General features: G+C 40.9%; 12 protein-coding genes and 1 pseudogene. 8 read left to right on the forward strand and 5 right to left on the reverse strand.

Features of this window, described 5'->3' with window-relative positions:
- Nucleotides 1-371: 371 nt before the first annotated feature.
- A complete protein-coding gene (locus V7K84_RS17800) occupies nt 372-1640 on the forward strand; it encodes a bifunctional sterol desaturase/short chain dehydrogenase (protein WP_334839925.1) in 1269 nt (422 codons plus the stop codon).
- A gap of 192 nt (nt 1641-1832) precedes the next feature.
- Here V7K84_RS17800 and V7K84_RS17805 read toward each other — a convergent pair whose 3' ends face one another.
- The gene (locus V7K84_RS17805; RefSeq protein WP_334839926.1) at nt 1833-2738 is read right to left on the reverse strand and encodes an amino acid ABC transporter substrate-binding protein; all 906 of its coding nucleotides are present in this window, start codon (nt 2736-2738) and stop codon (nt 1833-1835) included.
- 520 nt (nt 2739-3258) lie between these two features.
- Here V7K84_RS17805 and V7K84_RS17810 point away from each other — a divergent pair.
- On the forward strand, nt 3259-4326 hold the full coding sequence (locus V7K84_RS17810; RefSeq protein WP_334839928.1) for a DMT family transporter: 1068 nt from the start codon (nt 3259-3261) through the stop codon (nt 4324-4326).
- Nucleotides 4327-4586: 260 nt separating this feature from the next.
- A complete protein-coding gene (locus tag V7K84_RS17815; protein ID WP_334839930.1) occupies nt 4587-5774 on the forward strand; it encodes a peptidoglycan-binding protein in 1188 nt (395 codons plus the stop codon).
- A gap of 159 nt (nt 5775-5933) precedes the next feature.
- On the opposite strand, the gene V7K84_RS17820 is transcribed toward V7K84_RS17815, so the two are convergent.
- The 3 genes and pseudogenes from V7K84_RS17820 to V7K84_RS17830 form a co-directional block, all read right to left on the reverse strand.
- The gene (locus V7K84_RS17820; RefSeq protein ID WP_442940967.1) at nt 5934-6521 is read right to left on the reverse strand and encodes a DUF2141 domain-containing protein; all 588 of its coding nucleotides are present in this window, start codon (nt 6519-6521) and stop codon (nt 5934-5936) included.
- Nucleotides 6522-6769: 248 nt separating this feature from the next.
- Nucleotides 6770-8323 (reverse strand): ammonium transporter, encoded by a 1554-nt coding sequence (locus tag V7K84_RS17825; protein WP_334840004.1) that lies wholly within the window; start codon nt 8321-8323, stop codon nt 6770-6772.
- 308 nt (nt 8324-8631) lie between these two features.
- Nucleotides 8632-9066 (reverse strand): annotated as a pseudogene (locus tag V7K84_RS17830) (ammonium transporter); the annotation flags it as partial.
- A gap of 328 nt (nt 9067-9394) precedes the next feature.
- Between V7K84_RS17830 and V7K84_RS17835 the strand changes: the two are divergent.
- The 4 genes from V7K84_RS17835 (at nt 9395) to V7K84_RS17850 (ending at nt 12599) form a co-directional block, all read left to right on the forward strand.
- Nucleotides 9395-9880, forward strand: a complete 486-nt coding sequence (locus tag V7K84_RS17835; RefSeq protein WP_334839932.1) for a glutathione peroxidase — start codon at nt 9395-9397, stop codon at nt 9878-9880.
- A 130-nt stretch (nt 9881-10010) separates the two neighbouring features.
- Entirely contained in the window at nt 10011-10835 is an 825-nt protein-coding gene (locus tag V7K84_RS17840) for an SDR family oxidoreductase (protein ID WP_334839934.1), read from the forward strand.
- A gap of 22 nt (nt 10836-10857) precedes the next feature.
- Nucleotides 10858-11787, forward strand: coding sequence for an alpha/beta fold hydrolase (locus V7K84_RS17845; protein WP_334839936.1), 930 nt, complete (start codon nt 10858-10860; stop codon nt 11785-11787).
- Between the two features lie 77 nt (nt 11788-11864).
- Nucleotides 11865-12599 carry a glutathione peroxidase gene (locus V7K84_RS17850; protein WP_334839937.1) on the forward strand — a complete coding sequence of 245 codons (735 nt, stop codon included), beginning with the start codon at nt 11865-11867 and terminating at the stop codon, nt 12597-12599.
- Nucleotides 12600-12761: 162 nt separating this feature from the next.
- On the opposite strand, the gene V7K84_RS17855 is transcribed toward V7K84_RS17850, so the two are convergent.
- Complete coding sequence (locus V7K84_RS17855; RefSeq protein WP_334839939.1) at nt 12762-13109, reverse strand: hypothetical protein; 348 nt, start codon at nt 13107-13109, stop codon at nt 12762-12764.
- A gap of 250 nt (nt 13110-13359) precedes the next feature.
- Here V7K84_RS17855 and V7K84_RS17860 point away from each other — a divergent pair, with 250 nt between their 5' ends.
- Nucleotides 13360-14601 carry a hypothetical protein gene (locus tag V7K84_RS17860; RefSeq protein ID WP_334839941.1) on the forward strand — a complete coding sequence of 414 codons (1242 nt, stop codon included), beginning with the start codon at nt 13360-13362 and terminating at the stop codon, nt 14599-14601.
- Nucleotides 14602-14607: the final 6 nt, after the last annotated feature.

Below are 14607 nucleotides of genomic sequence, written 5' to 3' on the forward strand. Positions count from 1 at the left end.
ATTATAAATCACAAAGACGCGATTTATCGCGTCTCTTGCCTTAACCAAACAGTATTGGAATACCTCCAGTCATTTGATGCTTGTAGCTATTCTTAAGGCGGAAGCTGCTACAGATTGCGCGAAACACCGAAACGTGAAGGCAGAAGTTAATTTTTAATTTCCTTAAGTTTACATTGAACCTGGCTATGTGAAAGTCAACTGGGATATCTTAACCAATTTGTAATTCGTAATTGGGCATTTTATGTCCCCTTGTCCCCCACTCCCCACTCCTCATCCCCCATTCCCTTTGATTTTAATTTGCTCTAAACTCAACCTGAACGCACCTTTATCAGATCGTGAAGAATAATTAAGAACAACGAGTATAGACAAACATGATAAAAATGCTAGCTGAAAACTTGATGGGAATTGAGACAACCTTAGAAATTAATTGGGTTTGGCTAAATGCCAGCTTACAGTTTGCTAGTTGGGCACTCTTCTCACTTTTACTTGCTGAGATATTGAGAGACAGCTATCATGCTTTGTGTCACCAAGTCAATTGGCTTGCTAAATGGCACAACAAGCACCACATGGCCTATCGCCGCGATTTATCGATAGTTTCCCTGAAAATTTACCAAGAATCCCAGCTTTATCACGACATTTTAGAATCGAGTCTACTGCTGGTGGTGTTAGTAGTCGTTGCCTTAATTGTCCAGCAAATGGGGTTATGGCTGGGCGTAGCTTACGGTTGTACCTTTTTGTATGGCGCGTCTGTGCGATATTTTCAAGGAAAAATTGATACAGATTACAACCACCTACCCGGCCCTTTAGAGACAATTCCATCCATTTGGTGGGTGAATCGGTCTTACCATTGGCGGCATCATTTTGATGATGTTAATGCCTACTACAGTGGTGTCTTTCCCCTAGTGGATAAAATTCTGGGTACAGGACTGTCTCTGAAAGGTAAAACCATCGCTTTAACCGGAGCATCAGGAGCGTTGGGGCAAGCGTTGGCGGCTGAACTTGTCAAGAATAATGCTAAAGTTGTGGCGTTAACCACTAATCCAGAAAAATTAGTAGAGCAAATTGGGGTAAAGGTGGTTTCCTGGCAGTTGGGCAACGAAGCCAATCTGAAGGATAGTTTAGAGAAAGTAGATATTTTAATTATCAACCACGGAATCAATGTCTACGCCAGCCGCACACCGGAGGCTATCAACTCCTCTTATGAAGTGAATACCTTTTCAGCATTGCGGTTGATAGATATATTTTTGACAACTGTAACAGGCCCACAAGCAAAAGCAACCAAGGAAATCTGGGTAAACACTTCTGAGGCTGAGGTTTCTCCAGCACTGAGTCCACTTTATGAACTCAGCAAAAGAGCGTTAGGAGATATTGTTACGCTCAAGCGTTTGGATGGGGATTGTGTAATTCGCAAGTTAATTCTTGGCCCATTTAAGAGTCAACTGAATCCTTATGGAGTGATGTCTGCACAGCAAGTTGCTCGTGCGATCTTATTTTTGGCACGGCGTGACTTCCGAAATATTATTGTGGCAATAAATCCTCTCACCTATCTGCTGTTTCCCTTAAAAGAAACTAGTACGTCACTATACTATCGAGTCTTCAGCCGAACAGCGAAAAGTGAACAGGATTTACGCAAACAATAGTCGAAAAGAATGATTTTCAGCTAGTAACTTTTCAAGTTTAAATTGATAGGTAAGAAAGTTTGTAGTAAGGACTTTAGTCCTTCATTTTCTAAGCACTAAAGTCCTTACTACAAAACCTCAAAACTATCTTAACAAAGTAGTAGGGGCAATTCATGAATGGTCTTAATAATAAGTCTTTAACCGCACATGATATCACAGGTCACTTTTAGGAATTTCCTCACGAAATTCTATGACCAATTGCATAGTTTCCACTACCAAATCGCGTAAATCTCGATTGAGGGCTACAGAGCCTTGAGGCCCAAACCAACGGTCAAAAATAGTGACATATCGCTGATTTCCATTGACGAATCCTTGCATGAACTTAACCAGAGAATAGTTGACTGTATCCAAGAATTTGGAGTTATTTTCTGGCACCATACAAGCGATACCTTCTCGTGAATAGGGGCGATCGGGTACGATCGCAAAAGCATCTGGATTTTTTTGCTGTTGCAGCCATCCCTCTAAAAGAATGCTATCGGATGAGAAAGCGTCAATAGTATTTTGTTCTAAAGCTGCGTATCCCTCTGCCCTAGTTTTAAAATATACTAGCTTCACCTTGGGTTGTACGCGAGCGATCGCCTGCTCATTTGTGGTTCCTGCCAGCACACCAATTCGCTTACCAATAAGTGATTCAGGAGAACCTAGATTACTCCCTTTCTTAACTAATAATTGGGTTCCAGTCGCACCGTAGCTGACAGAAAAATCTACTTTTTTCTCTCGCTTCCATGTAAAACTACTAGCATCACAGACAATATCAACTTGTTGATTAACTATTTTAGGAATCCGCTCAGATGGGCTAAGGCCAACTAATTGCAGTTTAATTTTTTTTCCTGTTTCTTTTTCTAATTGCTCTTTAATCAGAGTCAGCATGTCTACAGAATAGCCATTTAACTTTCCTTGACTATCCACATAGGCAAAAGGTAGCGCATCTCTACTAGTACCAGCTGTTAACACTCCTGTTCTGGCTACTTTTTTCATCACAGTCTCAGCAGCTACCACATTAGACATGAGCGTTGCAAACATCAGACTTAAAATAGGGATAGCAATTTTTTCATACATAAGCTTTAAGAGTAAGTAATTTTTTCAAAAATTAAATCTGATTTACAGCGTATTTCTGGTACAAGCGATCGCACTAGTACAGCACGGCGTAAATAAACATACCATTTCAAACGGCGCAAGAAGCTCGGAATATAATTCTTTTTCTGGATTTCTCACAAGTGAGAAATCCAAGGGGTGGGGAGGTGTGGGAGGTGTGGGAGGATGGGGAAGAAGTCTTACCCCCCACACTCCCCACACTCCCCACACTCCCCACACTCCCCACACTCCTCTTCCCCCCTCCGCCTACACTATGCGTGAGAAATCCGGGTTTTGACTTCTCTGCGAGACGCTGCGCGAACGCTCAGTGTTAACTTTTGACTTGTGCCTTGCGGTACTAGGCTGAGGCTGGAGAGTTTCACCGTCTCCAAGACGCTACGCGATGGTGCAAAGCACCCGCCAAAGGCGATCGCAAAACTACATAATTCGGTAAAATTGGGTAAAGCAATTTTTGCGCTTGTTAAACAAAGGCATCAGTAAACCCATGCAACTGAAACTCAGTGCATCTCGACTTCCCTTCGCCCCCCTGTTGTTAATCGCCCCCTTTTTCCTATGGGGGACGGCAATGGTAGCCATGAAAGGAGTCATACCCCATACCACACCGCTATTCATGGCAGGTGTGCGTCTGATACCAGCAGGGATGTTAATTCTGATTGCAGCAGCATTTATGGGTAAACCCCAGCCGAAGAGTTGGGCTGCATGGCTGTGGATTGCCTTATTTGCCCTAGTCGATGGGACGCTGTTTCAAGGCTTTTTGGCAGAGGGATTAGTCAGAACTAGTGCAGGGTTAGGGTCTGTGATGATTGACTCGCAACCCTTGGCTGTTGCCTTGCTGTCGTTGTGGCTATTCCAAGAACACATTGGTTTTTGGGGATGGCTGGGGCTGGGCTTGGGAGTCACAGGCATTAGTTTAATTGGCTTACCTGATGAGTGGATTTTACATTTTTTCGACTCAGGCGCAAATATGACCATCGGCAACTGGCAAGATTTATTTGCTAGTGGCGAGTGGTTAATGCTGTTAGCAGCACTATCAATGGCAGTGGGAACAGTGTTGATTCGGTTTGTATGCCGACATGCTGACCCTGTAACCGCTACGGGATGGCACATGATTTTGGGCGGATTGCCACTATGGGGAATTTCATCAGTTGTTGAATCCCAGCAGTGGGAAAATCTGGGAGGATCTGATTTCATCGCCTTGGGTTATGCTACCGTATTTGGCAGTGCGATCGCTTATGGGTTATTCTTCTACTTTGCCTCTAGTGGCAGTCTCACGAGTCTTAGTTCTCTCACCTTCCTGACACCCGTCTTTGCGCTACTATTCGGCAATCTTTTCCTCTCAGAAGTCCTCAGTCCGTTGCAGTGGGTAGGAGTATTTCTCACTTTAATCAGCATCTATCTCATTAACCAACGTGATACTTTAGGAGGACAAAACGACACAGTTACTGTCGGCGAGATAGCTAACATACAGCAACCAGTTTTAGAAGCATCTGCTAAAAAATTGAACCCCATAAGCCTAGCAGTTAGAGAATCGGAACCAGAAATATTACCCTAAGTTGTTAAAATAATTCTTAATTAGTAATTAAGTAGGCGATGAGGGAGAAATCAATTAAAAATTAAAAATTAAAAATTAAAAATTAAAGAACTTCTACTTGGTTGTTGAGCGTAGTCGCTGGTTGTTGAGCGTAGTCGAAACACTGCCTCCTGCTTCCTTTTTCCCAATTCCCAATTAAAAATGATAGTTAACATTTGGTGGTCTAGAAGCTATTGTGGTATCGAAGATTTGAAAAGCACGTTCAGGCTGGAACTTGCAATATGAGGCTATGCCGTTCCTCAATTCTGATATTTACCTGTTTTTCTTGCGTGGGTTTTTACCCAAATCGCTCAAATGCAGCTACACCTAACCTAGCACCTGAAATTTTAGAACTTGCACAAGCTAATTCGACAGTTACTGCTAGTCCGGCTGTTTTGAGATATGGTAGTCCAAAATCAGATGTACAGAGACTACAAACCCAATTAAAGCAGTTGGGATACTACAGAGGCGTGATAGATGGACAGTATAACGCCACTACGGAAATCGCTGTAGCTAAATTCCAGAAACTAAAGGGTTTAAAATTAGATGGGATTGCTGGCCCGGCGACTCAGGTGAAACTGCAAGCAGCAATAGAGGCTAAAAAGCAGTTTGTCACCTCTCCAATAGTTACCTCTCCCAAAGTTACCTCCCCAAAAGTTACCTCCCCAACAGTTACCTCTATTGCTCCGACTTCTGCAAATCCCCAAGCATCTGAGAGAGGTTTTGTCTGGTGGTTACTATTTACCATTGGAGTTTTAGGATGTACTAGCGCACTTTTTTATCTGCTGAGGTCGTTTCAGAAGGTAAAGCAGGTGCAAAAGTCCGAAATATCAGAGCCTAAAAGTTTGAGTGAAGCTAACAAAGAACCGATTACACCACCTTTTGTGGAAACTGTCACTATTCTACAAACACCTCCACCACCACCATTTTCCACACAATTACTGCTACCAGAAAAAACTTCTCGTCTTGCTAAACTCAATATCGTTGAGGAATTAATTCAAGATTTACGCAGTTCTGACCCAACGAAGCGGCGCAAGGCTATTTGGGATTTGGGTCAGCAGGGAGATTCGCGGGCAATTCAGCATCTGGTTGACCTGATAATTGATGCTGATTCTCAAGAAAGGAGCTTAATTTTGGCAGCTTTGTCAGAAATTGGCATCCGCACACTCAAACCAATGAACCGTGCTTTAGCAATTTCAATTCAAGATGAAAGTCCGCAAGTGCGGCAAAATGCGATCCGTGACCTGACGCGCGTTTATGACATGATGGGTCAAATGAGTCAGATGTTGCACCATGCGCTAGAAGACCCAGATGCCGATGTGCAAGCAACAGCACGATATGCTTTAACTCAGATGAATCGAATACGAATACGTGACTTGTCGGAGCAACAGAGTCTACAGGAAGATTCCGATCGTGATTCACAAGCATAGAGATTGGTAGTGTACCCAATACTTTTTGCTTTGTGCATTTTTAATTAGGAATCAGGTTTTGGGAAAAGAGTATTGGGTTTGGGTTAAAGGTTTTTTCTTCCCCTTTTCCCCAAAACCCGATAAGTATTGGCAGTGTACCAAGCTGAATCTGCTATCAGCTTAAAAATATTTCAACTGGATTTGGATATTAGTATCTGGTCCTGCTACTAAAAATACTGCTTCGCTAAATTTGGGCGCTCTTGCGTGAATTTCTGGGTTGCTAGAAAATCCAAAACCTTCGCTTGGTATACCAAAAATATTGCTATTGAGAGTGCGGTCATTATTTTGGTCGTGGAAGACAGCAACGGCATAACTACCTGCTTTCAAGTTATCAAAGGTAAGTGGTAAGGGATTTTCAGTAATCTTGGTACACTGCTTTTGTAAGACGCGATCGCCATTGCTAGGAAATCCTTCACTGCTAGCAAATATACTGGCACAGACTTGTCCTTTTTGATTCTTCAAGCCATCAATTTCCACGGTGAGTTTGCCGTTAAAATTTGCTTTGGCACTAAATGACCATGCCAAACTTCCCATCACTGCTAATAGCAGCATACTAACTCTTAAACCTTTAAGCATAAAAATTTTCACAAGGTAAAATGCGATCGCTAAATTATTGAAGGAGGCAGGAGGCAGGATAGTGCAGTGTAAAGCTTTCTTTTCTCTTAAGGGGAGACGGCTACGGGAACTAGAGGCTTGTCTGCGACCCATAGGGGTAAGGGGTACGCCAACAGCATAGCGTCTCGTAGAGACGCTATCGAGGAGCGTCGAGCAATTTTCCTTCTGCCTCCTGCCTCCTGCCTCCTGCCTTTCTTGATAAAGTACTAATCAGGCAAAAAGTAGGAGGTATAAAACCCCCTACTTCTCTCTGCTTGGGTAGAGAATTTTACGGAATCAGTTCAATCGACTAATGGTGTCTTGATAGCTCATATTAAGAATGAACCAAAGAAATATTTACCCTAAACTCTCCCAATTGAGCTTTGTTCATCAGAAAATACCGTAGCATCACCTTCTTTGAGAAATCCACTGTAGGCTTCCATACCGTGTTCGCCGATATCCAAACCTTCTAATTCCTCTTCTTTGGATACTCTAATACCTAAAGTCGCTTTTAGTGCCAACCAAAAAATACTACTGAGTAAAACAGTGAAGCCACCTACTGAGACAACGCCCAGCAACTGAACACCAAACTGTCCAAAGCCACCACCTGAAAATAAACCTTTTTCTGGGCCAAGTGTATACCAAGTAAAAACACCAGGGCCAACAGACCATAGACCAACTGCTAGGGTTCCCCAGATACCACAAACTAAGTGAACTGAGGTAGCTCCCACTGGATCATCAATGCCAAGTTTGTCAAAGAATGTTACAGAGAAAACTACCAGTACCCCAGCAATGAAGCCAATTACTAAAGAACTAGCGACACCTACGTAAGCACAAGATGCTGTAATCCCAACCAAACCAGCCAAAATACCATTGATAATCATTGACAGGTCTGGTTTACCTAAGTACAACCAAGCTGTGATGGTGGCGGCAATTCCACCACCAGCAGCAGCCATGTTAGTAGTTAGAGCAATATGAGCGATCGCACCAGGATCGGCAGCCATTACGGAACCTGGGTTGAAACCAAACCAACCCAACCACAGGATCAAACAGCCCAACGTAGCAATACTCATGTTGTGACCGGGCATTGCTACAGCTTGCTTATCTTGATATTTACCAAGACGGGGGCCAAGAAATGCTGCCCCCATCAAAGCTGCCCACCCGCCTACAGAGTGAACCACCGTAGAACCGGCAAAATCCCAAAAGCCTCTGTCTGCTAGCCAACCACCACCCCAAATCCAATGTCCGGTAATGGGATAGGCAATACCTACAAGTAAGAGGCTGAAAATTAGGAAGTCAACAAATTTAATCCGTTCGGCTACTGCACCAGAAACGATTGTTGCAGCTGTTCCAGCAAACACTAGCTGGAATAAAAACTTAGCTGCTAAAGGTACACCAGCCCAATTAAGGGCACTGAAGATACCTTTATAAGCGTCTGCTGTGGCGGGACTGTTATCTACTCCTTTTAAGAAAAAGCCATTCAATCCAATGAAGTCATTGCCATCACCGAACATTAAGGCAAAACCGATTGACCAAAAGGCAACGGTAGACAGAGCAAATACAATCAAGTTTTTGGAAAGAACATTAACGGCGTTTTTCTGGCGACAGAAGCCAGTTTCTAACATACAAAAACCAGCGTTCATGAAGAACACTAAAAAGGCTGCGATCGCAACCCACAGGGTGTCAATAGCAATTTTGAGTTCTGCTGTTGTTGGCGCTGCGGCTGGAGTTTGGGCAACTGCGGCATAACCCCAACCCAACACAATTAGACAAGCGATAGGTAAACAAGCTTGCCAACTGGGAGAAAGTCGCTTAATCAGATTAAATAGCTTGACTTTAGAGTTGGATTGTGAATTGATAACGTAATTTCTTGCAGACAAATGCCTCTTTTTTGGTTTCGATTTTTGTTTGTACATGAATTTGAGCATCATCCTCTAAACCATCCTTAAAAAAAGGAAAAAACAGGTTAATCAGAAAAAAATACCGTCCGAAGTTAGATCCAGTGGTTTTTGATATTTTTCTTTTAGATCACTTGTTTAAAAACCAGAAACTCAAATAACCTTAGTAGGAGTTTAAGAAACTATTGGCACATCTGTAAATATTTTTTATAGTTCTTCGTAAGAAATTTATGATGTATTTTTTGAAATAGTCAAGTCTTCTTCACTTAATCTTTAATATTTGAAAAAAATTGGCTGATAAATTGCTCAAAATTGTCTTGAATAATGACACGTAAGTGTCCCAGCGCTTTGAGACCACCAAACATCAAAAAGCTAAAGCCGACGTTGAAAACTGCGATCGCTACTACGCCTAAAATTTGTATACCTAATAAATCAAAGCCATCGCCCAAAAATAACCCTGCCTTTTTGTTAAGGGTCAGTTCTGCTTGAGCTAATCAGCCAACTGAGAGAGTACCCATTATGCAATTGATACCGTGTACGGCAAATGCCCCCACGGGGTCATTAATCTGGAGTGACTCAATTAAATCCATTCCCAGAGTAACCAAAATTCCACTCGTTAACCCAATCAAAACCGAAACCCAAGGTGCAACGTAGACACAAGGAGCTGTGATTGCCACTAATCCTGCGATCGAACCATTGAGAGAATAAACTAAATTCCACTTACCTGTGCGGGTATATTGAAAAATTATCGCCGATCTCGCTAAGTATTTTCCTATATTATCAAAAAATTAGATAATTTTGGATGTTGTTAATTTTTTATACAAAGAGTTAATTATTTGTGACTTTAAAGGTATATCATTTCATCACTACACTCAAAATTTTGTATTAAAAGCAACGCAGATTTCCCACATTTATCCTGAGATGGCAGCTTGGTCGAGCTATTTATCCAAGATTCGGCGTTTTGTAATTACATGACTTACATCGAATTGTTACAACAAGGCTAACAAACCTAATTTCCTGAAAAAAACCGGGTTTAGAGTACCTTTAATATGGGAGACTTGGCAATATTCCCTATCAATCAGATTTAAGATGAGTAACACAATTTCGGATATTGCAGTCAAGACCATCAACGGTGAAGATAAGCAATTAAACGACTACACTGGTAAGGTACTCTTAATTGTAAATGTGGCTTCCTTCTGCGGTTATACTTCGCAATACGAGGGGTTAGAAAAGTTGAACCAAAAGTATGGAGAAGCAGGTTTACGTATTTTGGGGTTTCCTTGTAACGATTTTGGAGCGCAAGAACCAGGAAGCAATGAAGAAATTGTGCAATTCTGCACGAGTAAATATGGTGTTACCTTTGAACTATTCGATAAAGTTCATGCCAAAGGTTCACAGCAGCATCCACTTTATGAGCGACTTACTAAAGCCGTTGAGCCAACGGGAGCTGTTGCTTGGAACTTTGAAAAATTTTTAGTTAATAAGCAAGGTGAAGTGGTAGCTCGATTTAATAGTAGTGTCCAGCCAAATTCACCAGAAATAATTGCCATAATTGAGAAAGAATTAGCGAAATAGTCATTAGGTAAAATTTCTCTCCTGTTAATTATTGACTGTTAGCTCTGGACTGTTAAAATTATTGCCTTCCAGACAATTCCTTGAGAATGTTCTCTCAATAAGTAGTTTAATTTATTTGTGTCAATTTGTCATGAATGTTGCAATCATTGGTTGTGGTTATGTTGGTTATAAAGTTGCTCAATATTGGCAGCAAAATATGAATTTTGTTGTCAGTGTAACCACAACTTCATCTGAGCGTGTCCCTACCCTAGAATCAGTATCTCAAAGAGTTGTAGTTACCTGTGGTAATGATATAGATAGTCTAAAATCAGTTTTGCACAATCAAGATGTTGTACTTTTGAGTGTTGGGGCAAAAAATAGAGAAGTTTATGAAGAAACTTATCTACAAACTGCCCAAACTTTAGTTTCGTGCTTACAGCAGATTAAGAATGTAAAACAATTAATATACACAGGTAGTTATGCAGTATATGGTGACAGAAATGGTGTATGGGTAGATGAAGAAACACCCCTTGCACCTCCTAATTTAAATGCCCAAATTCTCCGAAAAACAGAAGAGGTGTTGCTATCAGCATCTAGCGAGAATCTCCGTGTTTGTATTTTCCGCTTAGGAGGGATTTATGGAACTGGTAGAGAACTGTTGAAAATATTTGGTAGATATTCTGGTACAACCCGTCCGGGCAATGGTGAGGATATCACAAATTGGGTTCATCTAGATGATATTGTTGGTGCGATAGAATTTGCCCGTCACCGTCGTTTGCAAGGAATTTACAATCTGGTAGATGATGCACATCTCACCAGCCGAGACTTGCTAGATAGCTTATTTGAAAAACATAATTTACCCAAAGTTAAATGGGATACATCTATTAAGAGCACTCGCCCATATAATGCTTGGGTATCAAATGAAAAGCTCAAAGAAGCTGGATACGAGTTGATTCATCCACAGATGATTTTTTAGCAAGTATTAAAAACTAGGAATTATGCAACCATCTGCTGTAGCTAAAACAACCAATTTGACAGCATCTCCTAGCCAGTTTTACAGTTGGCAGAATTATCGTTGCGCCTACGAAGTACATCAACCAATTAATACAACATCTGAAGGTGTTCCCTTACTATTAATTCATCCGATTGGTGTGGGATTGTCGCGGCGATTTTGGCAGCGATTTTGTCGCGAGTGGTATAGTACAGGTCAGCGTAATTCAATTTATAACCCTGATTTACTAGGATGTGGTGAAAGTGATATGCCCCGTATAGCTTACACTCCTAGTGATTGGGCAGAACAGTTGCAGTCCTTTTTACAAACAGTAGTCCAAAAACCTGTTATTGTTGTAGTGCAAGGCGCTTTATTACCAGTTGCTATCCAATTAGTCCAAAAAGAATCAAATTTAATTGCCGGACTGGTACTTTCTGGGCCGCCAACGTGGGCTTTGATGACAAATAAACCACCAGAATGGCAGGAAAAATTCCTTTGGAATGTATTAGATTCGCCTTTTGGCAGTGCTTTTTATCGCTATGCACGCACTCCAAAATTTTTGCGTTCTTTTTCGATTCGTCAACTCTTTGCTTCTGAAAATGCTGTGGATGCAGAGTGGTTAAATACATTGCTTGCAGGTGCTGAAAATCCTGCTAGTCGTCATGCAGTATTTTCTTTTTTGGCAGGGTTTTGGCGAGATGATTATACTAGTTTTATTGCCTCGATTCAGCAACCAACATTAGCGGTTATGGGAGAAATTGCATCGAGTATTAGCCAAGACAATAAAAAAGAAACCCCAGATGAACGCTTGGCTCACTATCTTGCTTGTTTGCCTAAAAGTCGAGGTATAAAAATAAACGGACGTAATGTTTTACCCTATGAATCAACCACTGAATTTGTAGCAGCGATCGCTCCATTCATTAATGAAGTTTCTTAGACGATTCATAGTTAGATTGTACCAGTTCTCTCATGATAGGTTATGACTGGAGTTGATTACTAAAGGCAAGCAAAATTATGTTACCCAATCATCAAGGACAAAGAGTACCAAATGTCACTTTTCATACTCGCCAGGACAACCAGTGGGTAGACGTGACAACCGATGAGCTATTTGCTAATAAGACAGTAGTTGTCTTCTCTTTACCGGGTGCTTATACTCCGACTTGTTCATCCACTCATCTCCCTGGCTACAACGAATTAGCTCCAGTTTTCAAAGAGAATGGTGTCGATGAGATTATCTGTATTTCTGTTAATGATGCCTTTGTGATGAACGAATGGGCAAAGGATCAAGAAGTAGAAAATATCACACTAATTCCGGATGGGAATGGTGAATTTACTGAAGGCATGGGTCTATTGGTAGATAAATCAGACCTGGGGTTTGGGAAGCGATCGTGGCGCTATTCTATGCTGGTGAGAGATGGTGTAATTAACCAGATGTTTATTGAACCAGAAGAGCCTGGAGATCCCTTTAAGGTGTCTGATGCTGAGACAATGCTCAGATACATCAACCCCCAAGCAGTTAAGCCCGAAGTAGTTTCCCTGTTTGCAAAAGTGGGTTGTCCATTCTGTGCCCGTGCTAAGGCGATGCTCAAAGAACATGGCATCAACTACGAAGAAATTACCTTGGGTAAGGATATCACCACACGATCGCTAAAAGCAGTTGCAGGTGCGACAACAGTTCCCCAAGTATTTATCGATGGTAAATTAATTGGTGGTTCTGAAGCATTAGAAGCCTACTTCGCTGCTAAATAGGGTTGAGTCGGGTTGCAATACTGCGTAGGTTTTGCCTAAAAAAGTAGTCGAAGGACAGTGCATCGCTTCGCTCAACTCTCGATTCTTTAGTTGGTTGAGCGAAGTCGAAACCAACGGCAGGGGTAGATTTATTAACGGAAATTGCCTTAACCCTTGTCTCGGTTAACTGAACCGTATTGCTATATAAGCAACAGATACCTCAAAGTCATGTTGAAGTACTTGAAAGTCGTGTTGAAGTACTCCGAAGTCGTGTTGAGGTACTTGAAAGTCGTGTTGAGGTACTTGAAAGTCGTGTTGAGGTACTCCGAAGTCGTGTTGAGGTACTCGAAAGTCGTGTTGAGGTACTCCGAAGTCGTGTTGAGGTACTTGAAAGTCGTGTTGAGGTACTCCAAAGTCGTGTTGGAGTACTCCAAAATCGTGTTGAAGTACTTCAAACTTTGTCGCACCGCGATCGAGTACACAGGTACGTAGGCGTAGCCCGCCGTAGGCATCGTTTTCATAAATCTCCACAAACAAAGCAATGTCTACGAACAGTCATCAATTGTGCCAACTCTAGGTAAAGTCATGATATTTTTGACCGCAGCCTGATTTGTGAGAATTAAAAACTACAGATCCCCGATTTCGTAAAAGTTGTTGGGGATTTTATTTTTCGTCAGCAGTTAACAAATCTTCAGATCGGTAGATGTATTTTCGTCCAGCTATTCACTAGCGATCGGATAGAATTGATGCGGATTAAATTTACATTTATTTAAAAGACAATATGTTTGCCAGAATTCGCCGGATTTTGAGTCAATTTTTTAGTAATTCAAGAACAATCAATAACGAACCACTGAATAAAGTAAGTTTGATTGTCATTATTATAGTTGATATTTTTATCTTGATTAATGTTTTTACCGGACTTGATGATATTAGCAGATGGCATATCAGTCCGATTGAAGCTTATCCATGTTATTCAGAGTGGCAAAATTACCGAGCAAAAACTACTAAAGATAAAGACTATGAGATTGTTAAACTTTCATTGTCATCTTACACAAACAAGCAATTTAGTTTTCGGGGAAACTATCAACAAGCCGAAGCAGGACATCTGGGTAAGGTTTCTCAAACGTGTTTGCAATATGCCGATTACAAAGATAAGATTAAAAATTCTGAAAGGCAGCAAATTATCAAAACTATTGATGAAGAGCAAGCAAAAATTAGTAGACTTGAACAAGCCAATAGCACTATTAAATCTCAGTATGACTCAACGCTATTAGAAAAAATTGCCGGACAGAGCCGCGAGCAATCAATTAATCAAGTCAGTGCAGAAAAAGCTAAACAGGCATTAGAAGAAAATAATCGCCAAATTTCTACTCTTAAAGAAGACACTTCTACTCTTAAAAATGAACTACTTGCCAAACCAGAAAACATTAGTTTTATAAATTTTATTAAAGATGACAATCGATTTCAAGAAGTCGATAAAGGCTATCAGCAGGCATCATTTTGGTATCCAAGTATTCAGCTTGGTTTTCAGTCTCTGTTTCTTTTACCATTGATTTTCATTGCTTTATCAGTTCATAAATTTGCCCAAAGAAGAGGATATGGACTCGTTTCGCTAATTAGCTGGCATTTGCTAGTTATCTTTTTTATCCCATTAATTGTTAAAATATTTGAATTCCTGCAAATAGGTGCAATATTTAAATTTTTATTTGATATAATCAACGCCATTTTAGGCGGTTTACTTTTCCTGATAAATTATGTTTATATCTTGCTGATTCCAGTTATTGGTTTTGGAATCATCCAGTTTTTTCAAAAATTTGTTTTTAACGCTAAAGTCCAAGCTGCTAGCAGAGTTCAAAAATCAAGATGTGTCAATTGTGCCAAGAAAATTCAACATACTGATACTTACTGTCCCCACTGCGGTTATTATCAGTACATTGAATGCCATAACTGTCATAATCTTACTTATAAGCATTTGTCGTACTGTAAACATTGTGGAACTTCTCAAGTTTCCAGTAATTTGTAATCAGTG

This window comes from Nostoc sp. (assembly GCF_036917315.1).
Classification (GTDB): Bacteria; Cyanobacteriota; Cyanobacteriia; order Cyanobacteriales; family Nostocaceae; genus Nostoc.